This is a genomic window from Erythrobacter sp. HA7-11, assembly GCF_055693605.1.
This window is the reverse complement of record NZ_JBVFUF010000002.1, coordinates 845,783-869,685: the sequence shown is the minus strand read 5'-3', so window position 1 is coordinate 869,685 and position 23,903 is coordinate 845,783. Positions and strand designations below refer to the sequence as shown.

Below are 23,903 nucleotides of genomic sequence, written 5' to 3'. Positions count from 1 at the left end.
GAGAGGAGAGTTTCAATGTCGATCAAAGAGATGATTCAGGAACACCCTACAGTGGGTGACGATTACCACGCGGAGCTAGGCGAAGCGGTGAAGCACGCGATGTATGGCGCCGCCATCATCAATTCGTGTGCCGATGCTTGTCTGGCGGAAGCTGACGCCAAAGAGAGGGCAGAATGTATCCGGCGGTGTCTCGATGCATCAGACGCGTGCACGGCGTTTTATCGCGTCGGCTCGCGCCGCACAGGCGAAAACATTCCGACCGTCAAAGCTGTGGGGGCCGCCTGCGTGATCGCGTGCGAACAATGCCTAGAACATTGCGCAAAGCATGACGATGCGCATTGCAAACGCTGCGCGCGGATGTGCCAGGAAGTGATTGAGGACGTGAAAAAGGCGCTTCACACGCTGCGGCACGATTGATCGGAAACAGCCCGATTCAGCTACGGGCTATCAAGCAGCCTGACGCAGTTTCTTTAGCTTCTTCAGAGCCATGCCGCGTTTCAAACGGCTGAGGTGGTCGATAAACAAGATCCCCTCAAGGTGGTCCATTTCGTGCTGGATACAGGTCGCCATCAGGCCTTCCATATTCTCTTCATGCGTGTTGCCATCAAGGTCCTGATACCTAACGCGGCAGGTCGCCGGACGATCAACATCGGCATAGATCTCTGGGACTGACAAGCAGCCTTCCTGATAGGTCGCAAGCTCCTTCGCAGGATCGAGTATTTCTGGGTTGATGAAGGTGCGCGGCTCTTTCTTGGTCGCAGGATGCGTGTGCTTGTGCCCGTCATGCTCGCACTCGACTGGTTCGGCATCGGGGTCTTCCGGCTGAAGATCAATCACCAGCACGCGCTTGGGCACGCCGACTTGGATTGCGGCAAGGCCAATGCCCGGCGCGTCATACATGGTTTCAAACATATCTTCGACGAGCGTCTTGAGTTCATCATTGAACTCTTCCGGCTTTACCGGTTCAGACACAACTTTTAGCCGGGGATCCGGCACTTCAAGGATTTCACGAATAGCCATGGCACTAATTTAGTGCGTGTCGGCGAGGCCCGCAAGCGTGATGCTTCGATCAGAGTGATTGATAGTTCGCCGCTCAATCGCTCTTCGATTTGCTTACTAGGAGGCAAACCAGCAGACTTGGCAATGCGGCAACGGAAAACCAGATCGTGAAGAGGCTGTAGAGTGCAGCAGTGTATTCGCCGTTCTCGGAGACAAATTCGTACTGAGGATTGTGATCAATCGCTGCGGAGGACATGAAGAGTGCCACTGTGAAGCCAATCGCAATCGCCAAGGCAAGGCATCCCAGCCAGCGCTTCATCCAACCGGCCTTCTCGCCCTAAGCGCCTGCGCGAGCGTGCCTTCGTCGAGATAGTCGAGCTCTCCGCCGACCGGCAGCCCGTGCGCGAGCTGAGTAATCCTCAGCCCATGCGGCTCCAGGCGCTCAGCGAGGTAATGCGCGGTTGTCTGTCCCTCGAGCGTTGCGTTCATCGCCAGCACCACCTCGTCAATCTCGCCGCCCTCGACGCGCGAGAGCAAGGCGGTGATGTTGAGGTCCTCTGGGCCAATCCCGTCGAGCGCAGACAGCTTGCCGCCCAAGACATGATAGCGCCCTGAAAACAGCCGCGCGCGGTCCAGCGCCCAGACATCGGCGACATCCTCGACCACGCACAAAGATTTCGCATCGCGGCGTGGATCGGCACAGATACCGCAGGGGTTGGAGGTGTCGACATTGCCGCAAGTGTCGCATTCAACCAGCGTCTCGTTCACCGCTTCAAGAGCCTCAAGCAGGCTCGGCAGAGCGCGTTCACGGTTCTTTACCAGCCACAGCACCGCACGCCGCGCGCTGCGCGGACCAAGCCCGGGGAGCCGCGCCAATGTGCTCGATAATGCTTCGATCTCTTGCGATGCCATGGGGGTAGAGATAGGGGCTGCGGCAGAAACGAGAAAGGGCGGCACGGCACAGTCATGCGCATCATTTTTATGGGAACGCCCGATTTTGCGGTGCCTGCTTTAGTCGCTTTGCATGAGGCGGAGCACGAAATCGCCTGCGTCTACACCCAGCCGCCCCGCCCTGCTGGTCGCGGCAAGAAACTGCGCGCCTCGCCTGTTCAAGCCAAGGCGGAGGAGTTTGGCTTGCCGGTACGCTCACCCAAATCTCTGAAGAAAGCCGAGGCGCAGGAGGAATTCGCCGCGCTCGGTGCCGATGTCGCGGTGGTGGCAGCCTATGGCCTGATCCTGCCACAGGCGGTGCTAGATGCGCCAGCGCATGGCTGCCTCAACATTCACGCCTCGATCCTGCCACGCTGGCGCGGAGCCGCGCCGATCCACCGCGCGATCATGGAAGGCGACGCGGAAACCGGCGTGACGATTATGCAGATGGAGGCGGGCCTCGATACCGGACCGATGCTACACATCGTTAAAACGCCGATTGCGGACAAGACTACCGGCGAACTGACTGCCGAACTTGCCGAGCTGGGCGCGGGCGCGATGGTTCAGGTGCTGAGTGATTTGCCAAGCTACGCAGCCCAGCCGCAGGACGACGCCGAAGCGACTTACGCGCCCAAGATCGACAAAGCAGAAGCACAAATCGACTGGACGCGGCCCGCGAGCGAGCTAGTCCGCCATGTGCGTGGCCTAGCCCCTTTCCCCGGTGCCTGGTTTGAGCTTGAAGGCGAGCGGGTGAAGCTGCTCGGCGCCGAAAATGTCGAAGGCACTGGCGAACCCGGCTCAGTGATCGGCAGCGATCTGACCATTGCTTGCGGAGAGGGTGCGCTGCGCCCCACCCGCCTCCAGCGCGCGGGCAAGCCGGCAATGGACCGCGACGCCTTCCTGCGCGGGCGGCCAGTGGATGCAGGCACTGTCCTTGCATGACCCGCTTTGCGCTGACGATAGAATTTGACGGAACTCCGTTCCAAGGTCTTCAGCGGCAAAAGCACGGGCCGAGCGTTCAGCAGGCGGTTGAAGAGGCCGCGCACGCAATCACCGGCGAAAACCCGCAATTGCTCAGCGCCGGGCGGACCGACACCGGGGTCCATGCGCTCGCGATGCGCAGTCACATTGACATCGAGAAAGACCTCACCCCATTCCGTTTGATGGAAGCCCTGAACGCGCAATTGCGTCCCAACCCAATTGCGGTAAAGGCCTGCGAGATCGTCGATGATGATTGGCACGCGCGCTTTTCCTGCACTGGACGGCGTTATCTCTATCGGATCGTTAATCGCCGCGCGCCTTTGACCTTTGGGCTCAAACGCGCCTGGCAGGTTGGCCCGCAGCTCGATTTCGAGGCTATGGCGGATGCGGCGGAGGTGCTGGTCGGGCGGCACGATTTCACGACGTTTCGCTCTGTGAAGTGTCAGGCAAAGGACCCTGTCAAAACGCTCGACCGGTTCGAGGTTGAGCAGGTGGCCACACCGTTGGGCCCAGAAATTCATGTGCATGCCGCCGCGCGCAGTTTCCTGCATCATCAAGTGCGCAGCATGGTCGGCTCGCTCAAATTGGTCGGCGTCGGCACATGGGACAAGGATCAGCTTGCCAAGGCGCTCGCAGCCAAAGACAGACAAGCGTTGGGTCTCAACGCACCGCCGCACGGACTCTATTTCATGGAAGCGCTCTATCACGCGCAAGCCTGACGCAACGTCACCCTAGCCAAGCGCGCATGGCTGGCCTAGCCCGTTTTCAAAGCAACTTAGGAGAGACCCCCATGACCAAGACCGGCAAACAGCTTTTCACCACCCTCGATGCGGGCGGCACGCTCACGCTGGAAGTCACCGACGAGACCTTCCCAGAGCCAACCGGCAATCAGGTCTTGGTCAAGATGGAGGCTGCTCCGATCAACCCGTCAGACCTTGCGATCCTGACGAGCGCAGCTGATTTCGAGAATGCGGAATATTCCGACGGGAAAGTCGTCGCGCAGATGCCCGAACCGTTCCTGTCGGGACAGAAAGCGCGGCACGGGCAGCGGCTTCCCGCGGGCAACGAAGGTGCCGGCACAGTCGTCGCAACGGGCGATAGCGACATGGCGAAAGGCCTGATGGGTCAGCGCGTCGCGTGCGTTCCCGGCAATGCTTTCTCACAATATGCGATTGCTGATGCGGCCATGTGTCTGCCGCTGGGTGACCACAGTTCAGAAGCTGGCGCATCCAGCTTCGTCAACCCGATGACATCGCTCGGTTTTGTCGAGAACGCCAAGATGGATGGGCAGAAGGCGATTGTGCACACGGCGGCTGCATCAAACCTCGGCCAGATGCTGGTGAAGATTTGCCAGGAAGATGGCATCGAGCTGGTCAACATCGTGCGCAAGGCCGAGAACGTCGAAATGCTCAAGGGCATCGGCGCGAAGCACATCGTCAACTCATCCGACGATGATTTCATGGCGCAATTGCGCAGCGCGATTGACGAAACCGACGCGTTCTACGGTTTTGATCCGATTGGCGGCGGCCAAGCGGTCGACCATGTGTTCAAGGCGATGGAGCAAGTCGCCGTAAGCAAGATGAGCGAATACAGCCGCTATGGTTCAGACCAGAACAAACGGATGTTTATCTATGGCCGGCTCGACTTTGGCCCGACCATTCTAACGCCAAGCTATGGCTTTGGATGGACTTTGTCGGGTTGGTTGCTGACGCCGTTTCTTCAGAATGCCGGGATGGACACGGTGATGCGGATGCGCACTCGCGTGCTCGAAAACCTCACCACCACATTCGCCAGCAGCTACAAGTCGAAGGTCGATCTCCATGGCATGCTGACCAAGGATGCGATTCTCGACTATCGCCAGATGAAGACCGGCGAGAAGTATCTGGTTACGCCTTGGGGGTGACTGTTTGGGTTCACGCACGCCATCCGGCGTGTGACATCCTCGCTCCCGCGATCTGAAGATCGCGTCGCTGCGGGCGTACCGGTCGGCCTTGCGGGCCTTCCCACCAGCTCAGATCAACGATTATCAAACGCTGATTGGATGTGGGCGGGATCACAGATCCCGCTCGCTATCAGCATCTGCAGCAAAATCCGCGCCTTCTGCGGATTGAGCGCGCGTGCAGCCACGAATCGGTTTGCGTCATCCTCCGGCTCGCGGTCGACCAACCCCTCATCGAGACGGCTGGCTCGGACGACGAGCAAGCCTTTCGCTGTTAGCTCAACGAGCGCAGTGCGTACCGCATCGGGCATATTGCCTTCGCCCAGTCCGGCGACAACAACACCGCGCGTGTCCGTGGTGACGAGCCGCGCGACGTAGTCAGGCGTCATACCAGCATGCACGAACAGGATCGGCACGTCGGGCAAGTCAGCTCGGAAGTCGAAGCGCGCGTTTTCGTCGAGCCGCCAAGGCGCACCGAACCATTCGAGCGAACTTGGAGTCACCAGGCCCACCGATCCACGCGGGAAGCCCTGAAACGCCTCAGTCCCACGCGTGCGGACCTTGCGGATATCGCGCGCAGCAAACACCCGGTCACCCATCACCACCAGCACGCCGCGCCCGGCGGCTTCGCCATCCATCGCCACCCGCATCGCGTTGGCGAAATTGCGCAAGCCATCATAGCCGACCGCCGTTGCGGGGCGCATCGCTCCGACCAGCACGACCGGCTTTGTGGTCGGCAAGGTCAAGTCGAGCAGGAAAGCGCTTTCCTCAACCGTGTCGGTGCCGTGAGTAATGATCACACCAGTGCAATCGGGATCGGCAATCGCCGCGCTCGTCGCCGAATGCAGCTGCGTCCAGATCGCTGGGCTCATATCCTCTGAACCAATATTGGCGATCTGCCGTCCAGTAAGTTTCGTATCGAGATTAAGCTCAGCGACTCGGGCTAGAAAGTCCTCAATACCGATCTGGCCGGGACGATAATCGTGCCGAGTCGCCGTATCCGCCGCGCCCGCAATCGTGCCGCCAGTGGCCAAAACAGTGATATTGGGCGTGCTCATGCGGTGATCCGATAGCCGCGCGTGCATTTTTACGCCACACAGCAATTGATTTTCAAAATTTGCACGCTAGAAGCGCCTCTTCCGCTGAAACGGAACGGGCGATTAGCTCAGTTGGTAGAGCATCTCGTTTACACCGAGAGGGTCGGCAGTTCGAGCCTGTCATCGCCCACCAGTTTCGTGCAGCGCAGCATTTCGGCCAAGCGGCTGATAAGCCTGCATTCCAAACAACACAGCATCCATTGAAAGCACTCGACGCGCGCGATGATTCGCGCCAAGGCTGCGCCCCATGAAGGGGCTTTCTATCGGCATTGCGGGATGCGGACCGGCGGGACTCGCTGCCGCATTGATGCTGCACCGCGACGGGCATGCGGTCACTTTGTTCGATCAATTTGATGAGCCCGGCCCAGTCGGATCCGGGCTGATGATCCAGCCGACCGGCATGGCTGTCTTATCCAAGCTTGGCTTGGCGAGCGAGATTGCCAAACGCGGGTCGCGCATTCGCGGATTGAAAGGCCTCGAAGAACACGGCCGCACCGCGCTTGATGCGCATTATGATAAGCTGGGCGTGCCGAACGCTTTCGGTATCGGCATTCACCGCGCGAGCCTGTTTTCTGTGCTGTATGAGGCGGTTCAGCGTGAGGGCATTGCGATCGAGAAGGGTCGGACGATTGCGGGAAGCACGCCGAGCGCAAGCGGACGGCGATTGGACTTTGCCGATGGCAGCATCTCTGCCGACTTTGACCTGATCGTCGATGCAAGCGGATGGCAGACGGTTTTTGACGAGGCTCCCAAGAACATCCTGCCCTTCGGTGCGTTATGGGCGAGCCTACCGTTGGAGCCAAGCGATCCCTACGATCTCGGACTGCTCGAACAGCGCTATCGCCGCGCGGAGCAAATGGTTGGCGTGCTGCCGATTGGCTCGCGGGGTGGTGAATGCGCGCCTGAAGCGGCGTTCTTCTGGTCCCTGCGCGTTCGCGATCATGAGGCATGGCAAAGAATACCACTCGACAGCTGGAAAGACGAGGTCCGTGCTCTGTGGCCCGAAACCGCGGCGCTGCTCGACCGGATTACGTCGCGCGATCAGCTCACCTTTGCCCGCTACGCCCATCGCACAGCCAAGCGTCCGGTCGGCACCCGCCGCATTGCCATCGGTGATTCGTGGCATTCAGCCAGCCCGCAATTGGGGCAAGGCGCGAATATGGCCCTGCTCGATGCCTGGGCGCTCAAACGCGGCCTTAATGCGGGACGCACTCTCCGTGAGAGCCTTAGCCTTGCCTCCGGCTGGCGGCGCGATCATGTCGACATCTATCAGTGGGTGACCGCCTTCTTTACCCCGCTCTACCAATCCGATGGCAGTGTAGAGCCGTGGCTGCGCGATCGAATCCTCGCGCCGCTCTCCCAAATCTGGCCGATTTCGCGCATCCAAGCGCTGCTTATGAGCGGCATGTTTGGCTGGCCGCTCGCCTCGTTGGGCCTCAGCCCGCCTGATTATTCTGAGCTTTGAGGCTCGGCAATTGCTTCGCTGACAAGCGCAATCGCTTGTTCGCTATCCCACTCATACCCGCCCTTCACGCGCAGGATTTCGCGTCCATCGGCTCCGAACAGGATCGTCAGCGGCAACACTCCGCCATTGTCCAAAGCGCGGTCGAGCGTGTTGTCGGGGTCGAGCCACGGCTCAAGCTCGTCAAAGCCTTGCTCAGCATAAAACGGTTCAACCACTTCGGCGCCGCGCATGTCCTGACTTATTGTAATCACTCGCAAATCACTGCCCATTTCCTGAGCAAGCCGGTCGAGCGAGGGCATCTCAACCTTGCACGGCGCGCACCAGGTTGCCCAAAGATTGAGCAGTACAGGCTTTCCCTCAAGTGATGAAAATTCGAGCACCTTCCCGCTCGGATCGGCAAAGGCAAGCTGCGGCAATTCGGTTCCAGCCTGCGCGCGGTCAACCTCACCGACCCCGGACTGCGGCAAGTCTGGCTTGCCCGCACCCAAATCACCCTGTTGTTGCGCGTGCGTGCCCGCGCCCCTATCGCAAGCGCCAAGCGCAAGTGTGAGCGCAAGGACAGATAGCGGCAAACGAAGCGACATGAGCAAATCCAACACGATGTGGGGCGGCAGGTTCTCAGATGGACCTAGTGCGATCATGCGCGAAATCAATGCTTCTATCCCGTTCGACAAGGCGCTTTGGCAGCAAGATATCGCGGGTAGCCGCGCGCATGTCGCGATGCTGGCTAAGCAAGGGATTGTGAGCGCCGAAGATGCCAAAGCGATTGATGGCGGGCTCGCACAAATCGAGGAAGAATATGCGCGTGATGGCGTGCCCGAGGATTGGGAACTCGAAGATATCCATATGACGGTCGAGGCGCGGCTGACCGAATTGATCGGGCCGGTTGCCGGGCGGCTCCACACCGCACGCAGCCGCAATGATCAGGTGGCGACCGACTTCAAGCTGTGGGTGCGCGGCGCGATTGACGAGATGGACGCAGGGCTTGCCGAATTACAGCGCGCGCTCGTAACCCGCGCCGGCGAACACGCCGATAGCGTGATGCCCGGTTTCACCCATTTGCAGACCGCGCAACCCGTGACGCTCGGTCACCACCTGATGGCCTATTACGAGATGCTGCGACGCGACCGCTCGCGTCTTGCGGATGCTCGTGTGCGCTTGAATGAGTCTCCGCTTGGCAGTGCGGCTTTGGCCGGTACCGGCTTTCCTCTGGACCGCGATATGACTGCGGAAGCGCTCGAATTCGACCGACCAACCGCGAATTCGCTCGACGCAGTGTCCGACCGCGATTTTGCGATGGATTTTCTCTTCGCAGCGTCAACCTGCGCGGTGCACCTTTCGCGCCTCGCCGAAGAATTCATCCTGTGGGCAAGCCAGCCCTTCGGCTTTGTGACCATGGCCGATGCACTTTCGACCGGCAGTTCGATCATGCCTCAAAAGAAGAACCCCGATGCCGCTGAACTGATACGCGGCCATGCAGGGCGGGTGATCGGCTGCGCGACTGCTCTGATGGTGACGATGAAAGGTCTGCCGCTCGCCTATTCCAAGGACATGCAGGACGATAAGCCGCCGGTCTTCGAAGCCGCCGGCCTGATGGCGCTGAGCATTGCCGCGATGACCGGGATGGTGGCTGACAGCACCTTTAAGACCGAACGGATGCGCGAGGCGGTCGAACTGGGCTACGCCACCGCCACCGACCTTGCCGATTGGCTGGTCACCGAGGCGGACATCCCGTTTCGGGAGGCCCATCATATCACCGGCGCGGCGGTCAAACTGGCCGAGACGCGCGGGTGCGCGCTTGACGAACTACCGCTAGCGGAACTCAAGGCGATCGACGCGCGTATTGACGAACGGGTGTTCGAGGCGCTTTCGGTCGATGCCTCGGTTGCCGCGCGCTCTTCCTATGGCGGGACGGCTCCCGACCAGGTAAAGGCTCAAGTTGCGAACGCCCGCGCGGCTCTGGGAATGGATAAGACATGAAGCGTCTAATTGTGATGATCGCTGTGAGCGCCGCTTTGACGGCTTGCGGTGCGCGCGGCGACCTCACTCCACCTGAAGGTGCCAGCCTCCCGGTAGCGCCGCTTGGCGCCGAAACTCCGCCCAATGCTGAGGAACTGCTTGAACGCGATGCCCTCGCCGCGCCCGAACGCAGCGTGGAATTGCGCCGCCGCTCTGAAGAGCGCGAAGACGACCCTTTCGACCTCCCCCTGAATAATCTCGAGACCCGATGGACCATTTTGCAGTCAAAGACGGCGTGATGCATGCTGAGGACGTCGCACTAGTGCGGATTGCGGAAGAGGTCGGCACGCCGGTATACGTCTATTCGCGCGCTACGCTGGAGCGCCATGCGCGCGTGTTCCGCGAAGCCTTGGACGGTGTGCCGGACAAGCTGATCGCCTTTGCGGTGAAGGCGAATCCAAACCTTGCCGTGCTGAAGGTACTGCAACGCCAAGGCTATGGCGCGGACTGTGTCTCGATTGGAGAAGTACGGCGCGCACTCGCGGTCGGGATCGCACCAGAAAAGATCGTGTTTTCCGGTGTAGGCAAGACTCGAGCGGAGCTGATCGCCGGGCTGGAACTGGAGATCGGCCAGTTCAACATCGAAAGCGAAGAGGAGGGCGCGGAACTTGCCGAAGTCGCCGCCGAGATGGGTGTTACTGCGCAATGCGCCCTGCGCATCAACCCGGATGTTGACGCGGGAACACATGACAAAATCTCGACCGGCAAGGCGGACAACAAATTTGGCGTTCCGATTGATCAGGCTGGGCAAATTTTTGGCAAGCTCGCACACTCGCCAAGCGTGAACCTACGCGGCGTCGCCGTGCATATCGGCAGCCAACTCGCCGATATCGCTCCGCTGGAACGGGCATTCGAAAAGCTCGGCGAACTGGTGAAGTCACTGCGCGGTGCGGGTCACACAATTACCCATGTCGATTTGGGCGGCGGGCTGGGTGTACCCTATCGCAAGGGCGAAGAGCTGCCTCCGCCGTCCGAATATGGCGCGATGGTCGCGCGCGTCACGAAAGACTGGGGCGTGACCCTGATCTTTGAACCGGGCCGCGTGATCGCGGGCAACGCAGGCGTGCTTTTGACCCGTGTGGTCCGCGTCAAGCGAGGACTGAACAATCCCTTCGTGATAGTCGATGCGGCGATGAATGACCTTGCGCGCCCTGCCCTTTACGGCGCCTATCACCATTTTGAGGCAGTCGAGCCGCGCGGCACTGAGATGACCGCCAATATCGTCGGTCCGATCTGCGAGACGGGCGACACCTTTGCGATGGGCCGCGATTGCGACGAGCTCGCTAGCGGCGAGCTTGCCGTTTTCCGCACGGCTGGTGCTTACGGCGCGACCATGGCCTCAAGCTACAATTCGCGCGGATTTGTTGCCGAGGTTCTGGTCGACGGCGACAAGTTCGCTGTCGTGGCCGACCGGATCGATGCGGGCTCGATTATGGATGCCGAGCGCGTTCCAGACTGGCTCGCATGAGCGGTTCTTCGCCTGAGCTAGGCAGCCTGCCGCTATTTCACAAGATTGCGGGTCAGACAGTGCTGGTGCTGGGCGAAGGGGCGGCAGCCGAACCCAAGCGGCGGTTGGTCGAACGCGCTGGCGGCGTCATTATCGACGACATCCAACAGGCGGTCGATGAGGGAGTGCGCATCGCTTTTGTCGCGTACGAAGACGCCAAGGCTTGCGAGGCGGCGGCGATCAATCTGCGCTGTGCAGGCATGTTGGTGAATGTCGTCGACCGGCCCGACCTGTGCGATTTCACCACACCCAGCATTCTTGATCGCAACCCTGTGCTGATCGCTGTGGGAACCGGAGGTGCTTCGGCGGGTCTGGCGAAGCATGTGCGGCTTCGCCTTGAGCGGATTTTGCCGCAAAGCCTTGGTCGTCTGGCAGAGAAGCTGTTTGGTGCGCGCGATGTCCTTCGTGAGCGCTTTCCCGATGGCGGCGACCGTCGGCGAGCCATCGATGAAGCTTTGCGTGAGGGTGGGTCGCTGGATCCGCTCAATGAGACTTCGCATGAGCGGGTTGAGGCTTGGGCGAGTGGAAAAACAAACGCCGTCGCCAATGAGACAGTCGAGTTCACAATCTCCTCCGACGATCCGGAAGACCTGACCATCAAGCAAGCGCGCACTCTGGGTGAAGCCGATGCAGTGTGTACACGCGGCAAGGTCTCTCCCACGATCCTAGCACGCGCGCGAGCGGACGCGGTGCGTATCACCTGCGATGCGGCAACATGCCCACTTGCCAAGGCAGGCAGCGAGCATATGCCCTGCCCCAAAGCCGCCGAACATATCGGCGAAAACGGGCTTACCGTTATCCTGCGCCGCACTCCTGACGCATAAGCACTGCGATCAAGCCGCCAAGTTCACCGGCGGCTCAATCGCTGCAAAGTAGCTTGCCATTGCGGCAGCAGTCGTTTCACTCAATGTAATGAATGCGCGGCGCTTGTCGGTGGAATCTGCAATCCGCACGAAGATCCCGCTATCGACCATTTGCCGCACCCACCGGAGCGCAGTGGTCGCCGGAACACCCGCCGCAATGCAGAGGCTGGTCACAGATACGCGGCGATGCTCGGCATGCGCCGCAGTCAGGTCGAGCAGCATATCCCAAGCCGGATCGGCAAACAGTTCTCCGTCAAAAAATCGCGCCCGCGCCTGACGGTTGGCGATGATCTGCCGGACCAGTCGCGGCTCTGGCAATGGTGCACGCGCGCAAGTGGCGCTTGAGTAAAGCTGGGTTGCGCTGGACGCATCCTCCACAATCTCGACATCTTGAGCAATCAAAGCAGCACCGGGAATATTGACAGCTTGACGGATCGGAGAATCGGCTAGCCCTTCGAGGCGCTGTGCAATTGCATCGACCTGCTCAGACAGTCGCAATAGGGTCAGCCGGTCTTCGTCAGTCATTTCGCGCACGCGCGCATTCGAAACCTGTGCCAGGACGCGGCCCACCGCCACGATCCGGTCAGCCCGCGTGGGATTGACCAGCAATTGCGGATCGGACTGGTCGAGTGCGGCAAAGACATCGTCCAGAGCCTCCAGCGAAGTCGAAACAATCAGGTTTGAGCCTGCCCTTGCCACCCGCATATCAAGCCGCGTCAAGGCCGCCAGAGTCTCCGCATCTACAGTTGGGCAATCAATCAGAACTACATCGCCCAGCACCGTGATTTGCCCTTCCAGCAAGGCCGCAATCGGACCGCCATCCGCCGCGCGAAACCCTGCGCCGACCAAATCCTCGGTAATCTGACCGCGCACATTGGGACGGTCAGCAAATACAGCAATTGATGCGGGCAGCCCCGAAGGATCGCGCGCTAGGTCATACGAAAAATCTGCTGCGGAATTGGCATGGGCCATACGAATCGCCTCCTGAATATGGAAACATACGTAGAACAAAACAGGTTCAAGTCAAGAAATCCGGCAAAATCGCCAATTATTTCACACGGATCATTGAACCATTTGCATGCCCGCGCAGACTATTCCTGCAATGAGGGAAAAAGCCGAAACTTTCGCTCCCGATGCGGGCCAATTGTTCGACCAATATCTGGTCGTACTTGTCCAGTCAGGCGACCGGGCAGCGGCAGAGCGCCTCGCCAAACGCTGGCATCCCCGGCTGCTGCGCGCAGCCCGGCGCTATGTCGGTGATGCCTTTGAGGCAGAGAACCTCGCGCAGGAATGCTGGCTGGCGATCATACGCGGCATTGCCAAGGTCCGTGATCCGGCTCGCTTTGCCCCGTGGGCTTTCGGTATTTTGCGAAGGCGTGGTGCCGACCGGATCAAGGCGGTGGTTCGCGAGCGCTCTGCTTTTTCCGATACGGAGCCACCGGAACGCGCGGTCGAGGCAAATCAGGAAGACTCCGCTGCGATTTCCGAGGCCTTTGCCCTTCTGCCACCTGACCACCGGCTAACCGCGCATCTTCATTTCAGTGAAGGCTTGACCTTACGCGAAATTGCCGAAGCCACAGACATACCGATCGGTACCGCCAAAAGCCGACTTTTCCATGCGCGCCGGCAGTTAAAGGCAGCGCTTACCCCAATCCAAGAGGAGACAGACTATGACTGAACAAGACGACCGCATTGCTGCGGCACTGGACGATGATGACAAAGCGTTTCTCGCTAGTCTCGACAGCGACCGCGGCTTGTTTCAGCAGATCGGTGACAGCTGGAAAGGGCCGCTTGGAGGATGGGCAAAATTCGCCTTCTTTCTGGCCGTGGTTTTCGGCATCGCTCTGTTACTCGTCATCTGGCAGGTCGCAAGCACCCGTGATCCGGTTGAGCACACATTGTGGGCGATTGCAGCGCTCGCTCTATTGATCATCCAGGGGTTCTTGAAGGAATGGATGTTCAATCGAATGAACATGCTTACGATCTTGCGCGAGGTGAAGCGCCTGCAGGTTCAGGTCGCAATGTTGAGCGAGAAACAGGACTAATTTGGAGCTTAGGCTCAGGGTCGGATTTCGATCGGGGTGCCGTCGGGCACGAGCGTCCACAGCTCCTCGATCTCAGCATTGGTCAGCGCGATGCAACCATCGGTCCAGTCACCGCGCATCCGGCGGGTCGCGCCATTGGGCTGGCCGTGAATGAAGATGTCCCCGCCGGCTGATCTGCCATATTGCGCGGCAAAGGCTCGATCCTGCCGGTTGGGATAGTCGATCCGCAGGCTAAGGTGAAACGAGCTGTTCGGATTGCGCGTGTGGATCGTGTAGAGCCCTTCCGGTGTGCGCTCGTCCCCTTCAAAGCGTTTGTGACCGCGCGGCGCATCGCCAAATTGCAGCCCGCGATAGATGCGGATCGGCTCGCCATTATTGTAGGCCACCAGCAGCCGCTCCGACTTGTCGACGATGAGATAGTCCGCATATCGAGGACCGCGACGCTCAATCGTGCGCGAAGCCACCCTCTGATAGCTCTGCGCAGCCGGATAGGGCAGTGCCTCCGCCGTTCGCGCCCCATCTACCGTTTCGCCTGAAGGTGCCACGCAGCTTGTAGCGAGCATTGCCATGAGGAGGGTAACGAACCGGACCATAGGAGGCCAAGCTAGCGCGCAGTGGAGAGCCGCGCAATTGCGCACCACCCCTCATGTCCCAAACAGGGAAGCCTTCGGCGTCTAGTCCTCAAACGGATCCTTCATCAGGATCGTATCATCGCGCTCTGGGCTGGTCGACACCAGCGAAACCGGCGTCTCGATCAGCTCCTGCACGCGCTGGATGTACTTGATCGCATTGGCAGGCAGATCGGCATAGGAGCGCGCACCAGCCGTGCTCTCGCTCCACCCTTCCATCTCTTCGTAGATCGGCTCAACCGCCGCCTGATCGCCAGCATGGCTGGGGAAGTAGTCGAGCACATTGCCGCGCAGCCGGTATCCGGTGCATATCTTGACCGTTTCCAGCCCGTCGAGCACGTCGATCTTGGTAAGCGCAATCCCCGTCACGCCGCTGATCGCGCAGGTCTGACGCACCAGCACCGCGTCAAACCAGCCCACGCGGCGCTGACGCCCGGTCACTGTGCCGAACTCGTGCCCGCGCTCGCCAATTCCTTGGCCTACCTCATCGTCGAGCTCGGTCGGGAACGGGCCAGAGCCCACCCGCGTCGTATAGGCCTTCACAATCCCCAGCACGAAGCCGGTCGCATTCGGTCCTAGCCCGGAGCCACTCGCCGCGGAGCCGCTCACCGTGTTCGAGCTGGTCACGAACGGGTAGGTGCCGTGATCGACATCGAGCAGCACGCCCTGCGCGCCTTCAAACAGGATCTTCGCCCCCGCCTTGCGCACCTTCTTCAATCGCTTCCACACCGGCTGCGCAAACCGCAGCACGAAGTCGGCGACATCGCGCAGTTCAGCGAGAAGCGCCTCGCGATCGACAGGCGGCTGGTCAAAGCCTGCCCGCAGCGCATCGTGATGCGCGCATAGCCGGTCCAGCTGGGGCTCCAGATCGTCGAGATGCGCCAGATCACAAACGCGGATCGCACGCCGCCCCACCTTGTCCTCGTAGGCCGGGCCAATCCCGCGCCCGGTCGTCCCGATCTTGCCCTTCCCTGCCGCGGTCTCCCGCAGAGCGTCCAAGTCGCGGTGCACCGGCAAGATCAACGGGCAGTTGTCCGCAATTGCCAGGTTGTCATCGTTGATCGCAACGCCTTGTCCTTCGAGCTTCTCGACCTCATCGCGCAGCGCCCACGGGTCGAGCACGACACCATTGCCGATCATGCTCATCGTGCCGCTGACGATGCCCGATGGCAGCAGCGAGAGCTTGTAGACCTCTCCGTCGATCACCAGCGTGTGACCGGCATTGTGGCCGCCCTGGAAGCGGACGACGGCGTCGGCGCGGCTGGCGAGCCAATCGACGATCTTGCCCTTGCCTTCATCGCCCCACTGGGCGCCGATTACGGTGACGTTGGCCATGCTCTACTTTCGCTGTTGAAGTGACAAACCGCGCGGGCGTAGGGCTTCGCGAGGCCAAGGGCAAGGAGGGATCATGCGCAATGCCCATTGGCTTGGTCGCGGAGCACGGCGCGCAGCGCCGCAAGGCCCTTGTGGCCGCCCGCAGCGAGCGTAGGGAGCGAGGACATCGCGCTCGCGGATGCGAGTGCGCAAAACAGAAACGCGACATTTTGCGACAAAGCGCGACTGGACCTGCGCCGATGATACGGGGATCATGCCTGGCAAGGAGAACATAAATGCGCACCATCGCCATAGCTGCAACTACGCTCGCCGCCCTTGGTCTGACCCATATTGCGACCGCGCAAGATCGTTTGCCGCGCGAATGCCGTCAGCAGATTGTGAAACTGTGCGGCACGGACCGAACAAAGATGCGCAGCTGCTTGCAGGAAAGCTACACGGAGCTGTCGTCTGCCTGCCGATCCGAATTGCGCGAGCGCATGCAGGCCCGCCGAGGCTCGAGAAACGGCGCAGATCGCAGCATGCGGGCCGCTCGGGCAAACAGCGCAATCACGCCAACGAACACGCTCAGTTACGGAGCGCACGAGCGCCAAACCATCGATTTTTACGCACCCAGCAATACAGACACCGCTCCACCCCTGATCCTGTTCGTGCACGGCGGCGGATGGAGCTTTGGCGACCACAAGGTGTCGGTCGCGCAAAAGCCATCGCACTTCACGTCCGAGGGCTATGCTTTCGCAGCCACAGGATACCGTTTGATGCCCGATGCGCCCGTAGAACAGCAGGCGCTGGACATCGGCACCGCAATTGCCAAATTGCGCAGCGAGGCAGGCACGCTAGGCTTTGATCCTGATCGCATCGTGCTGATGGGGCACAGCGCGGGCGCGCATCTCGCTGCCTTGGTCAGCACCGATCCGCAATATGCAGGTGATGCGTTCGGGGCGATCAAAGGAGCAGTGCTGCTGGATGGGGCGGGCTATGATATCTCGCGGAATATGGCGAGCGCCAACGGTCAAGCCGCGATCCTGTACAGCCGGGTATTTGGCGATGATCCGGCACGGCAATCCGCATTGTCACCAGCGACCCACGTTGGCGGACCCGACGCGCCCAATTGGCTGATTTTGCACGTTGCGGGACGCGAACGCTCAGAGAGCCAATCCCGGTTGCTAGCAAGAAAGTTGACCAGCGCGGGCGCGGATGCGGAAGCCGTAGCGATAGAGAATACCGATCACCGGCAACTCAATCAGAATATCGGTGTGAGCGGAGATGACGCCACAGCTAAGGTCGATCAGTTCTTAGCCAAGCTCTTCAACTAAAGCGCGACGGTTTCCTTGCCGCTCAGCCGGTGCGTGCAGCCGAGCGCTTTGGCATCCTCGCCCTCGCTTAGCTGCGCTACAGTGCGCCAGCCGATGGCGCGCAGGCGTGCGGCCACATCTTCGTCGTGCCCCAAGGGCAGGTAAAGTGTATTTGTCGTTTGTTGCTCGGGCGCGGCCTCAGCCATGGCATCGACATAGAGCGTGAAGCCGGTCGCGGCTTCGTCCGTTCCGCCGATGCGGTATGTGCCGCCCCGGCCCGCAGCACCGCGTACGCCGTCAGCATAGATGGTGAAGCCGAACCAGCTTTGATATTCAAAGCCGTGGCGCTCGGTCGGATCGAGCGTAATCCGCGCCTTTGCTCCTATCCTTGCAGCGATGGCTTCCAGCCCTCTGATCCGGCTGGTGAGCGCTCCGCCAGCGTCAATCGCGCACAGCTTGTCTCGCGCGGCAGCGAAGTCTCCGGTAGCATAGAGCAGCGGCAGATAGGCCTCGCCGCCCGCTTCCCTCAGCCCGCCCGCATCCTTGGTGTCGAGCTCGCGCCGCACTGCGTCGATCTGATCTTCAGAAAGAGGCATGGCCTTCACTGCCAAAGTGTCGACCAGGTCGGGCAGTGTGAAATCGACCGAAATGCCATTAAGCCCTGCGGCTTGGAGCGCCTCGACCGCCAGCGCAACCAATTCTCCGGCGGCCTCGGCGCTGTCCGATCCGATCAGCTCGGCACCCAATTGCAGGCGTTCACGCGCAGGATCGAGCTGGCTGGCGCGGATCATTGCGGTGTCGCCGCAATAGGCGAGGCGCAGCGGACGCGGAGCGCCTGCCATGCTGGTCGCGGCAATCCGGCTCGATCTGCGGGGTGATATCGCTACGCAAAGCCAGCGTGCGCAGGCTGTTGGGATCGACAAAGCGGAACGCATTGAGCGTCTTCACGCCTTCCATCCGGCTTGCCAGCGAACGCTCAAATTCGAGCAGCGGCGGGCGCACCCGGTCGTATCCATGCGACTGCACCGCATCGAGGCACGCGCGCATAACGCGGGTGATCCGGGCGGCGGATTGCGGCAGACGGTCAGATAGACCCTCTGGTAGAAGATCGGCAGTCAGGAGATCGTTTGGTTGTGTCATTGCGAGAGCCGCCTGCGGCGATAGCGGCTCCGGGTCAAGCCCGGAGCGCACGGAAATTTATCGGCTCGGTCACGAGCCGCAAGGGCAAGCGCCCGTCGTACCGGAAGGCCGCCCCTCGGAGGCGTCGGCCCATACTTTGATGGGCCGACTGGCGCGAGAGACTAAGACGCTCAAAACTGAAGCGCTTTGACCATCTTCACACCTTCGACCTCTTCGGCCTCCGCGATCACATCACCGGAGATCGCATCGTCGAGGCTCAGCAGCAGCACTGCCTCGCCCCCGGCCTCGCGGCGGCCAAGGTTAAAGGTGCCAATATTGATGCCGTGGCTGCCGAGCAGCGTCCCGATCCGGCCAATGAAGCCCGGCGCGTCGTCGTTGACGATGTAGAGCATGTGACCATCGAGATCGGCTTCGATACCGATGCCGAAGATCTCGACCAGGCGCGGTGCGCCTGAGCCGAACAATGTGCCCGCGACCGAGCGTGTGCCTTGCTCGGTTTCAACCGAGACGCGGATCAGAGTGTTGTACGCGCCCTCGCGTTCGTGGCGCACTTCGCTGACATCTAGGCCGCGTTCCTTGGCAAGGTAGGGTGCGTTGACCATGTTCACCGTGTCAGAATACCGGCGCATGAAGCCCGCCAGCACCGCGCCGGTGATCGGCTTGCCATTGAGCTCAGCCGCCGCGCCTTCACGCTCAATGCTGATCTTCGTGAGATTGCCGTGGGCAAGCTGACCGACGAGAGACCCAAGCTTTTCAGCGAGCGCCATGTACGGTTTGAGCTTTGGCGCTTCTTCTGCCGAAAGCGATGGCATATTGAGCGCGTTGGTGACGCCGCCATTGACGAGGTAATCGCTCATTTGTTCGGCCACCTGAAGCGCGACATTGACCTGCGCTTCGGTGGTGGATGCGCCGAGGTGCGGCGTGCAGATAAAGTTCGGCGCGCCGAATAGCGGATTCTCCTTCGCAGGCTCTTCCGCAAACACGTCGAGCGCAGCTGCAGCCACCTGACCGCTCTCCAAGCAATCCTTCAATGCCGCTTCGTCGATCAACCCGCCGCGCGCGCAGTTCACAATGCGGATACCGGGCTTGGCATTCTCCAGCCGCTCTCGGCTAAGGATATTGCGCGTCTGGTCGGTCAGCGGGGTGTGCAGCGAGACAAAGTCTGCGCGGCTCAACAGCGTATCGAGATCGACTTTCTCTACGCCCAGTTCAATCGCGCGGTCTTCAGTCAGGAATGGATCGTAGGCGATCACCTTCATTTTCAGACCAAGCGCGCGGCTGGCGACGATCGCGCCGATGTTGCCCGCACCGATCAGGCCGAGCGTCTTGCCGGTGACTTCGACGCCCATGAAATCCTTCTTCGGCCATTCGCCCGCCTGCGTGCGGGTGTTCGCCGCCGGGATTTGCCGTGCGAGCGCCATGATCATTGCAATCGCGTGCTCTGCCGTGGTGATCGAGTTGCCGAACGGGGTGTTCATCACCACCACGCCTTTGCCGCTAGCGTAGGGGATATCGACATTATCGACGCCGATTCCGGCTCGGCCAATGACTTTCAGATTTGTCGCCGCGTCCAGAACGGCAGGGGTGACGGTGGTCGAGCTACGGATGGCGAGGCCATCATACTCGCCGATGCGTGCAATCAGCTCTTCCGGCGTCTCGCCGGTGATCACATCGACATCGCAGCCGCGCTCTTCGAAAATGCGCGCAGCGTTTGGGTCCATCTTGTCGGAGATGAGTACTTTTGGTCTGGTCATGATAAATTCCTGTCAGGGCGCGCACAAATCCTAAGGCGCTTGTCCACTTTCAAATTTGGAGGTGAGGCGGCGGCCCGCAGATCTCAGGCCGCCAGCCGAAATCAGCCGTTCTTCACGGTCTCGTAGGCCCATTCGATCCATGGCAAGAGGCGTTTCAAATCCTCCTGCTCGACCGTGCCGCCGCACCAAATGCGCAAAGATGGCGGTGCATCGCGATAGCCATTGAAGTCATAGCCCACGTCGCGCTCTTCGAGCAGTTTGACGATTTTCTTGGGCACAGCGGCCTGATCTTCAGCCGAAAGGCCTTCGTACCAGTCGCCGGTAAACTTCATGCACACGCCGGTATTGGTGCGCTTGGATGGATCGGACACCATGTTCTTGAGCCATGGGGTCGCCTCGATCCAATCTGTGACGATCTTCGCGTTCGCATCGGCCCGCTCAAACATCGCTTTCCGCCCGCCAAGCGACTGTGCCCATTCGAGCGCCGCGATGTAATCTTCGGTCGCCAAGAGCGACGGCGTGTTGATCGTGGCACCTTCAAAGATGCCGCGATTGATTTTATCGCCCTTCTTCAGGCGGAAAAGCTTGGGTAGCGGCCATTCGGGATCATAGCTTTCAATCCGTTCCACCGCTTTGGGTGAGAGAATCAGCATGCCGTGCTGCGCTTCAGAGCCCATGACTTTCTGCCAGGAATAGGTCGTTGCATCGAGCTTCGCCCAATCCATTTCCTGCGCAAAGATCGCGCTGGTGGCATCGTTGATCGTCACGCCCTTGCGGCCCGGCTCAAGCCAATCCGTGTTCGGAATCTTCGCACCCGAGGTCGTCCCATTCCAGGTGAAAACAACGTCGTTTTCCTGAGGGATCGAGTGCAGATCGGGGATCTCACCATAATCGGCATCAAGGACTTGCAGGTTTGGCAGTTTCAGCTGCTTCACTGCGTCCTGAATCCAGACATTGCCGAAGCTTTCCCAAGCCGCGACCGTCGCAGGACCTGCGCCAAGCATGGTCCACATAGCGCATTCAAGAGCGCCTGTGTCAGAGGCAGGCATGATGCCGACGAGGTAATCCTCGGGTACGCCCAGCATTTCTTTTGAGAGGTCAATCGCGTATTTCAAACGCGCTTTGCCCGTGGCGGAACGGTGCGACCGTCCTAGAGCTTCGGTTTTGAGATTGCTCGCCGACCAGCCGGGGAATTTGGCCGTGGGACCGGACGAGAAAAAGGGACGCTCAGGTTTGAGCGCTGGTTCGTTAGTCATGTATTCTCTCCTTACAGAGAGCACGCGCGGCGTTGGGACCGCGTGGCCCACGCGCGGCACTAGAGATAAGCTGCAAGGAGTCAATTTGTATTGTGCGATTTGCGGTGGAGTGCGCAATGCATCGCTTGCCACATAAACTTTTCTCGCAAATGCTCGCGCAACAATCTATGTCGGCGCGCAATGGAAATATCCGATCTTCGCATTGCGCTTTTTAGCGGCAATTATAACTACACCCGCGACGGGGCGAACCAGGCGCTCAATCGCCTCGTTGGCTCACTGCTCGGCCTGGGCGCGGCACGTGCGCGTCTATTCTCCTACCGTTGCAGAGCCAGACTTTGAGCCAACCGGCGACCTTGTCAGCCTTCCCAGCTGGCGCATGCCGGTAAAGGGGCGCGGTGAGTATCGCCTGCCAACCGGCCTCAATTCAAAAGTCCGCCGCGACCTCGACAAGTTCAAGCCCAATATCGTGCATCTGTCCTCGCCCGACCCATCGGGCCATGCGGCTCTGCGCTGGGCGCAGGATCACGACATCCCCGTATTGTCATCCGTCCACACACGGTTTGAAACCTATCCGCGCTATTACAAGATGGCGTTTCTGGAGCCGCTGGTGGTGATGATGCTTCGGCGCTTTTACAATCGCTGCGATGCGCTGGTAGCGCCTTCGCAAAGCATGATTGACGAGCTGCTCGCGCAAAAGATGCATGACGATATCGGGCTTTGGACGCGCGGAGTCGACCGCACGATCTTCGATCCTTCTAAGCGCGATATGGTATGGCGGCGCAGCCTCGGTCTTGAAGACGATGATATTGCGATCGTTTTCCTCGGTCGACTGGTGATGGAAAAGGGTCTGGATGTCTTCGCCGATAGTATTATTGAGCTGCGCAAATTGCAGGCTCCGCACAAGGTTTTGGTGATCGGCGACGGACCGGCGCGTGGCTGGTTCGAAGAGGCGCTACCTGGCGGCATTTTTGCAGGGTTTCAGACCGGCGCTGACCTTGGCCGAGCGCTGGCGAGCGGAGATGTGTTCTTCAACCCCTCGATCACCGAGACTTTCGGTAATGTGACGCTTGAAGCGATGGCGAGTGGCCTTCCCGTGGTCGCGGCAGGCGCCACCGGCGCCTCAAGCCTGGTCGATGAATGGGAGACTGGCAGGCTGGTGCCACCGGGCGATCCCAAGGCCTTTGCAGAGGCGCTCGCACCCTATTGCACGAATGATGATTTGCGCGCGCGCCACGGCGCTGCGGGCGAAGCCAAAAGCCGCGAATACAGCTGGGAAGCGATCAACCGCGTGGTCGCGGATATTTATGTTCGGCTCGTCGAAGAACGTCAGGCGATCATCGCCGAAGAAATGGCCGCGGAAGAAGCCGCGGCCTAGCTCGCTTAAATCAGCACGCCGTTTTGAACTTGACGCCGCGCGTAGAAAAACAGGCCGATCGTGATGACCCAAATCGCGAGTGCGAAAAGGTTGTGACCCATGGTTTGGAGCGTCTCCGGCATCTCAGAAAACATGCGCTGGTAGACGGTCGTGCCGACTAGTCCGACAATCGAAATTCCGAACAGCCAAACTGCATATCGGCTGCGCAGCAGCAAAGCGGCAGAACCAAAGAAGCATCCCCAAACGCCGAGCGCCCAAAATGCCGTCGCCCACGCAGGAAAGCTGTAATAATAGGTAAGCTGTTCGGTCGGCATTCCCGACCCTTCAAGCGCAGCCAGTTTTGTCATGGTGTAGCTCGCCACACCGCCAAGATTCCAAAGCAGGCTGACTGCACCGACCACCCAAAGATGCCAAGGCGTGTTCTTCTTACCCAATTCGTCCATAAAAATCCCTCCCATGCTGTCTCTTCTCGGGCAGCTATGAGAGGGAGATTATCACGCGTTGCGATTTCTGCAACATGGGGCGCTGACGGTCTAGCCAGTCAGCACGCTCACGTTACATTCTCTCGATGCGCTTAGCCACTTCATCAATGATATCAACGATTTCATTGATCGCATTCTGATCGAGCTTGCCGGCACGCGCGCGGTTTTTCAGCACAGAGCCGAGGTTGCCCATCGCGCGGAACAGATCGGGTGAACGCTCTTTTACCTTCTCAGCGCGATCGCCGTGTTCGTTGAGGCGCCCCATCAGCTTTTCGACCTCTTCCTCGCGCTCAGCCAGTTCGGCCTTACCCGCTTTGGTCACATTGAAAGGTTTCTTCGCGCTTGTCTCGCTGTCCTCGTTCTTGGCTTTGCTCTTCGCCCCAGCCTTCGCTTTCGCTTTCGCCGGTTTGATCAGCCCTTCTTCTTCGAGCATTTGCAGCGTTGGATAAACTGCACCCGGGCTTGGCGCATAGCCGCCCGCCGTCATTTCCTCGATCGCCTTGATCAACTCGTATCCGTGGCGCGGCTCTTCATCGATCAACGCCAGCAGCGCGAGGCGCAATTCACCTTGCGCGAACATCCGGCCCCGGCGCTTGCGCCGACGCGAGCCATCCTGCCACGATCCATCTTCATCGCGCCGACGCCGCGAGCTAGCGTTGTCCCATTCGCTCGCCGAAGCTGCAAACATCGCGACCAGCGGGCCAAGATTGTTCCAATTGCCGTTCCAGTTTCCACCGCGTCGTTTTTGCCAAGTCATAGGAGCACTCCTGTGTTTTCGATAACTCTTAATGCGCT

General features: G+C 60.2%; 24 protein-coding genes, 1 tRNA gene and 2 pseudogenes. 14 read left to right on the top strand and 13 right to left on the bottom strand.

Features of this window, described 5'->3' with window-relative positions; all coding sequences use genetic code 11:
- The first annotated feature begins 15 nt into the window (after positions 1–15).
- Positions 16–417 carry a four-helix bundle copper-binding protein gene (locus tag ACZ1GU_RS04500; RefSeq protein WP_472646885.1) on the top strand — a complete coding sequence of 134 codons (402 nt, stop codon included), beginning with the start codon at positions 16–18 and terminating at the stop codon, positions 415–417.
- 30 nt (positions 418–447) lie between these two features.
- On the opposite strand, the gene def is transcribed toward ACZ1GU_RS04500, so the two are convergent.
- The 3 genes from def to recR form a co-directional block, all read right to left on the bottom strand.
- The gene (def, locus tag ACZ1GU_RS04495; protein ID WP_472646884.1) at positions 448–1,020 is read right to left on the bottom strand and encodes a peptide deformylase; all 573 of its coding nucleotides are present in this window, start codon (positions 1,018–1,020) and stop codon (positions 448–450) included.
- 73 nt (positions 1,021–1,093) lie between these two features.
- Entirely contained in the window at positions 1,094–1,318 is a 225-nt protein-coding gene (locus ACZ1GU_RS04490; RefSeq protein WP_472646883.1) for a hypothetical protein, read from the bottom strand.
- Positions 1,315–1,911, bottom strand: coding sequence for a recombination mediator RecR (gene recR / locus ACZ1GU_RS04485; RefSeq protein WP_472646882.1), 597 nt, complete (start codon positions 1,909–1,911; stop codon positions 1,315–1,317). Before recR ends, ACZ1GU_RS04490 begins: the two co-directional genes overlap by 4 nt.
- Positions 1,912–1,965: 54 nt before the next feature.
- On the opposite strand from recR, the gene fmt reads away from it, so the two are divergent.
- The 3 genes from fmt (at position 1,966) to ACZ1GU_RS04470 (ending at position 4,813) form a co-directional block, all read left to right on the top strand.
- Positions 1,966–2,871 (top strand): methionyl-tRNA formyltransferase, encoded by a 906-nt coding sequence (fmt, locus tag ACZ1GU_RS04480; RefSeq protein ID WP_472646881.1) that lies wholly within the window; start codon positions 1,966–1,968, stop codon positions 2,869–2,871.
- Positions 2,868–3,629, top strand: coding sequence for a tRNA pseudouridine(38-40) synthase TruA (gene truA, locus ACZ1GU_RS04475; RefSeq protein WP_472646880.1), 762 nt, complete (start codon positions 2,868–2,870; stop codon positions 3,627–3,629). The genes fmt and truA overlap by 4 nt, the downstream gene beginning before the upstream one ends.
- 71 nt (positions 3,630–3,700) lie before the next feature.
- The gene (locus ACZ1GU_RS04470; protein ID WP_472646879.1) at positions 3,701–4,813 is read left to right on the top strand and encodes a zinc-binding dehydrogenase; all 1,113 of its coding nucleotides are present in this window, start codon (positions 3,701–3,703) and stop codon (positions 4,811–4,813) included.
- A 113-nt stretch (positions 4,814–4,926) separates the two neighbouring features.
- Here ACZ1GU_RS04470 and ACZ1GU_RS04465 read toward each other — a convergent pair whose 3' ends face one another.
- Positions 4,927–5,907: an asparaginase gene (locus ACZ1GU_RS04465; RefSeq protein WP_472646878.1), complete on the bottom strand. Its 981-nt coding sequence runs from the start codon at positions 5,905–5,907 to the stop codon at positions 4,927–4,929.
- A 96-nt stretch (positions 5,908–6,003) separates the two neighbouring features.
- Between ACZ1GU_RS04465 and ACZ1GU_RS04460 the strand changes: the two genes are divergently transcribed.
- Both ACZ1GU_RS04460 and ACZ1GU_RS04455 read left to right on the top strand, forming a co-directional pair.
- A tRNA-Val gene (locus tag ACZ1GU_RS04460) sits at positions 6,004–6,079 on the top strand.
- 114 nt (positions 6,080–6,193) lie between these two features.
- On the top strand, positions 6,194–7,411 hold the full coding sequence (locus tag ACZ1GU_RS04455) for an FAD-dependent oxidoreductase (protein WP_472646877.1): 1,218 nt from the start codon (positions 6,194–6,196) through the stop codon (positions 7,409–7,411).
- Here ACZ1GU_RS04455 and ACZ1GU_RS04450 read toward each other — a convergent pair.
- Complete coding sequence (locus ACZ1GU_RS04450; protein WP_472646876.1) at positions 7,396–7,995, bottom strand: TlpA family protein disulfide reductase; 600 nt, start codon at positions 7,993–7,995, stop codon at positions 7,396–7,398. The two genes, ACZ1GU_RS04455 and ACZ1GU_RS04450, sit on opposite strands and share 16 nt — an antisense overlap.
- 16 nt (positions 7,996–8,011) lie before the next feature.
- Between ACZ1GU_RS04450 and argH the strand changes: the two genes are divergently transcribed.
- From argH to ACZ1GU_RS04430, 4 genes are read left to right on the top strand one after another with little or no spacing between them, the layout of a single operon-like run.
- Positions 8,012–9,391, top strand: a complete 1,380-nt coding sequence (argH, locus tag ACZ1GU_RS04445) for an argininosuccinate lyase (protein ID WP_472648712.1) — start codon at positions 8,012–8,014, stop codon at positions 9,389–9,391.
- The gene (gene lptM, locus ACZ1GU_RS04440) at positions 9,388–9,669 is read left to right on the top strand and encodes an LPS translocon maturation chaperone LptM (protein WP_472646875.1); all 282 of its coding nucleotides are present in this window, start codon (positions 9,388–9,390) and stop codon (positions 9,667–9,669) included. Before argH ends, lptM begins: the two co-directional genes overlap by 4 nt.
- On the top strand, positions 9,639–10,898 hold the full coding sequence (gene lysA, locus ACZ1GU_RS04435) for a diaminopimelate decarboxylase (RefSeq protein ID WP_472646874.1): 1,260 nt from the start codon (positions 9,639–9,641) through the stop codon (positions 10,896–10,898). The genes lptM and lysA overlap by 31 nt, the downstream gene beginning before the upstream one ends.
- On the top strand, positions 10,895–11,761 hold the full coding sequence (locus tag ACZ1GU_RS04430) for a precorrin-2 dehydrogenase/sirohydrochlorin ferrochelatase family protein (RefSeq protein ID WP_472646873.1): 867 nt from the start codon (positions 10,895–10,897) through the stop codon (positions 11,759–11,761). The genes lysA and ACZ1GU_RS04430 overlap by 4 nt, the downstream gene beginning before the upstream one ends.
- A 9-nt stretch (positions 11,762–11,770) precedes the next feature.
- On the opposite strand, the gene ACZ1GU_RS04425 is transcribed toward ACZ1GU_RS04430, so the two are convergent.
- The gene (locus ACZ1GU_RS04425; RefSeq protein ID WP_472646872.1) at positions 11,771–12,772 is read right to left on the bottom strand and encodes a MarR family transcriptional regulator; all 1,002 of its coding nucleotides are present in this window, start codon (positions 12,770–12,772) and stop codon (positions 11,771–11,773) included.
- Between the two features lie 106 nt (positions 12,773–12,878).
- Here ACZ1GU_RS04425 and ACZ1GU_RS04420 point away from each other — a divergent pair, with 106 nt between their 5' ends.
- On the top strand, positions 12,879–13,478 hold the full coding sequence (locus ACZ1GU_RS04420) for an RNA polymerase sigma factor (RefSeq protein ID WP_472646871.1): 600 nt from the start codon (positions 12,879–12,881) through the stop codon (positions 13,476–13,478).
- Complete coding sequence (locus tag ACZ1GU_RS04415) at positions 13,471–13,845, top strand: DUF6768 family protein (RefSeq protein WP_472646870.1); 375 nt, start codon at positions 13,471–13,473, stop codon at positions 13,843–13,845. Before ACZ1GU_RS04420 ends, ACZ1GU_RS04415 begins: the two co-directional genes overlap by 8 nt.
- Before the next feature lie 14 nt (positions 13,846–13,859).
- Here the strand turns inward: ACZ1GU_RS04415 and ACZ1GU_RS04410 are convergent, their stop codons facing one another.
- Together ACZ1GU_RS04410 and ACZ1GU_RS04405 are read right to left on the bottom strand one after the other, a co-directional pair.
- A complete protein-coding gene (locus ACZ1GU_RS04410) occupies positions 13,860–14,390 on the bottom strand; it encodes a L,D-transpeptidase family protein (RefSeq protein ID WP_472646869.1) in 531 nt (176 codons plus the stop codon).
- A gap of 129 nt (positions 14,391–14,519) precedes the next feature.
- Positions 14,520–15,809 (bottom strand): adenylosuccinate synthase, encoded by a 1,290-nt coding sequence (locus ACZ1GU_RS04405; protein WP_472646868.1) that lies wholly within the window; start codon positions 15,807–15,809, stop codon positions 14,520–14,522.
- A gap of 275 nt (positions 15,810–16,084) precedes the next feature.
- Between ACZ1GU_RS04405 and ACZ1GU_RS04400 the strand changes: the two genes are divergently transcribed.
- Positions 16,085–17,122, top strand: a complete 1,038-nt coding sequence (locus tag ACZ1GU_RS04400) for an alpha/beta hydrolase (RefSeq protein WP_472646867.1) — start codon at positions 16,085–16,087, stop codon at positions 17,120–17,122.
- On the opposite strand, the pseudogene ACZ1GU_RS04395 reads toward ACZ1GU_RS04400, so the two are convergent.
- From ACZ1GU_RS04395 to ACZ1GU_RS04385, 3 genes and pseudogenes are all read right to left on the bottom strand, one after another.
- Positions 17,119–18,241 (bottom strand): annotated as a pseudogene (locus ACZ1GU_RS04395) (ATP phosphoribosyltransferase regulatory subunit). The gene ACZ1GU_RS04400 and the pseudogene ACZ1GU_RS04395 overlap by 4 nt on opposite strands.
- Before the next feature lie 170 nt (positions 18,242–18,411).
- On the bottom strand, positions 18,412–19,995 hold the full coding sequence (serA, locus tag ACZ1GU_RS04390; RefSeq protein WP_472646866.1) for a phosphoglycerate dehydrogenase: 1,584 nt from the start codon (positions 19,993–19,995) through the stop codon (positions 18,412–18,414).
- 101 nt (positions 19,996–20,096) lie between these two features.
- Positions 20,097–21,251 (bottom strand): phosphoserine transaminase, encoded by a 1,155-nt coding sequence (locus tag ACZ1GU_RS04385; protein WP_472646865.1) that lies wholly within the window; start codon positions 21,249–21,251, stop codon positions 20,097–20,099.
- A gap of 180 nt (positions 21,252–21,431) precedes the next feature.
- Between ACZ1GU_RS04385 and ACZ1GU_RS04380 the strand changes: the two are divergent.
- A pseudogene (locus ACZ1GU_RS04380) lies at positions 21,432–22,626 on the top strand (glycosyltransferase family 4 protein).
- 5 nt (positions 22,627–22,631) lie between these two features.
- Here the strand turns inward: ACZ1GU_RS04380 and ACZ1GU_RS04375 are convergent.
- Together ACZ1GU_RS04375 and ACZ1GU_RS04370 are read right to left on the bottom strand one after the other, a co-directional pair.
- Positions 22,632–23,084 carry a hypothetical protein gene (locus ACZ1GU_RS04375; RefSeq protein ID WP_472646864.1) on the bottom strand — a complete coding sequence of 151 codons (453 nt, stop codon included), beginning with the start codon at positions 23,082–23,084 and terminating at the stop codon, positions 22,632–22,634.
- 97 nt (positions 23,085–23,181) lie between these two features.
- Entirely contained in the window at positions 23,182–23,865 is a 684-nt protein-coding gene (locus tag ACZ1GU_RS04370; protein ID WP_472646863.1) for a PadR family transcriptional regulator, read from the bottom strand.
- Between the last annotated feature and the right edge of the window lie 38 nt (positions 23,866–23,903).

Bases quoted from the DNA above. Each gene is read 5' to 3' on its own strand.
- ACZ1GU_RS04500 (WP_472646885.1), top strand. From the start codon at position 16: ATGTCGATCAAAGAGATGATTCAGGAACACCCTACAGTGGGTGACGAT.
- def (WP_472646884.1), bottom strand. From the start codon at position 1,020: ATGGCTATTCGTGAAATCCTTGAAGTGCCGGATCCCCGGCTAAAAGTT.
- ACZ1GU_RS04490 (WP_472646883.1), bottom strand. From the start codon at position 1,318: ATGAAGCGCTGGCTGGGATGCCTTGCCTTGGCGATTGCGATTGGCTTC.
- recR (WP_472646882.1), bottom strand. From the start codon at position 1,911: ATGGCATCGCAAGAGATCGAAGCATTATCGAGCACATTGGCGCGGCTC.
- fmt (WP_472646881.1), top strand. From the start codon at position 1,966: ATGCGCATCATTTTTATGGGAACGCCCGATTTTGCGGTGCCTGCTTTA.
- truA (WP_472646880.1), top strand. From the start codon at position 2,868: ATGACCCGCTTTGCGCTGACGATAGAATTTGACGGAACTCCGTTCCAA.
- ACZ1GU_RS04470 (WP_472646879.1), top strand. From the start codon at position 3,701: ATGACCAAGACCGGCAAACAGCTTTTCACCACCCTCGATGCGGGCGGC.
- ACZ1GU_RS04465 (WP_472646878.1), bottom strand. From the start codon at position 5,907: ATGAGCACGCCCAATATCACTGTTTTGGCCACTGGCGGCACGATTGCG.
- ACZ1GU_RS04455 (WP_472646877.1), top strand. From the start codon at position 6,194: ATGAAGGGGCTTTCTATCGGCATTGCGGGATGCGGACCGGCGGGACTC.
- ACZ1GU_RS04450 (WP_472646876.1), bottom strand. From the start codon at position 7,995: ATGTCGCTTCGTTTGCCGCTATCTGTCCTTGCGCTCACACTTGCGCTT.
- argH (WP_472648712.1), top strand. From the start codon at position 8,012: ATGTGGGGCGGCAGGTTCTCAGATGGACCTAGTGCGATCATGCGCGAA.
- lptM (WP_472646875.1), top strand. From the start codon at position 9,388: ATGAAGCGTCTAATTGTGATGATCGCTGTGAGCGCCGCTTTGACGGCT.
- lysA (WP_472646874.1), top strand. From the start codon at position 9,639: ATGGACCATTTTGCAGTCAAAGACGGCGTGATGCATGCTGAGGACGTC.
- ACZ1GU_RS04430 (WP_472646873.1), top strand. From the start codon at position 10,895: ATGAGCGGTTCTTCGCCTGAGCTAGGCAGCCTGCCGCTATTTCACAAG.
- ACZ1GU_RS04425 (WP_472646872.1), bottom strand. From the start codon at position 12,772: ATGGCCCATGCCAATTCCGCAGCAGATTTTTCGTATGACCTAGCGCGC.
- ACZ1GU_RS04420 (WP_472646871.1), top strand. From the start codon at position 12,879: ATGCCCGCGCAGACTATTCCTGCAATGAGGGAAAAAGCCGAAACTTTC.
- ACZ1GU_RS04415 (WP_472646870.1), top strand. From the start codon at position 13,471: ATGACTGAACAAGACGACCGCATTGCTGCGGCACTGGACGATGATGAC.
- ACZ1GU_RS04405 (WP_472646868.1), bottom strand. From the start codon at position 15,809: ATGGCCAACGTCACCGTAATCGGCGCCCAGTGGGGCGATGAAGGCAAG.
- ACZ1GU_RS04400 (WP_472646867.1), top strand. From the start codon at position 16,085: ATGCGCACCATCGCCATAGCTGCAACTACGCTCGCCGCCCTTGGTCTG.
- serA (WP_472646866.1), bottom strand. From the start codon at position 19,995: ATGACCAGACCAAAAGTACTCATCTCCGACAAGATGGACCCAAACGCT.
- ACZ1GU_RS04385 (WP_472646865.1), bottom strand. From the start codon at position 21,251: ATGACTAACGAACCAGCGCTCAAACCTGAGCGTCCCTTTTTCTCGTCC.
- ACZ1GU_RS04375 (WP_472646864.1), bottom strand. From the start codon at position 23,084: ATGGGAGGGATTTTTATGGACGAATTGGGTAAGAAGAACACGCCTTGG.
- ACZ1GU_RS04370 (WP_472646863.1), bottom strand. From the start codon at position 23,865: ATGACTTGGCAAAAACGACGCGGTGGAAACTGGAACGGCAATTGGAAC.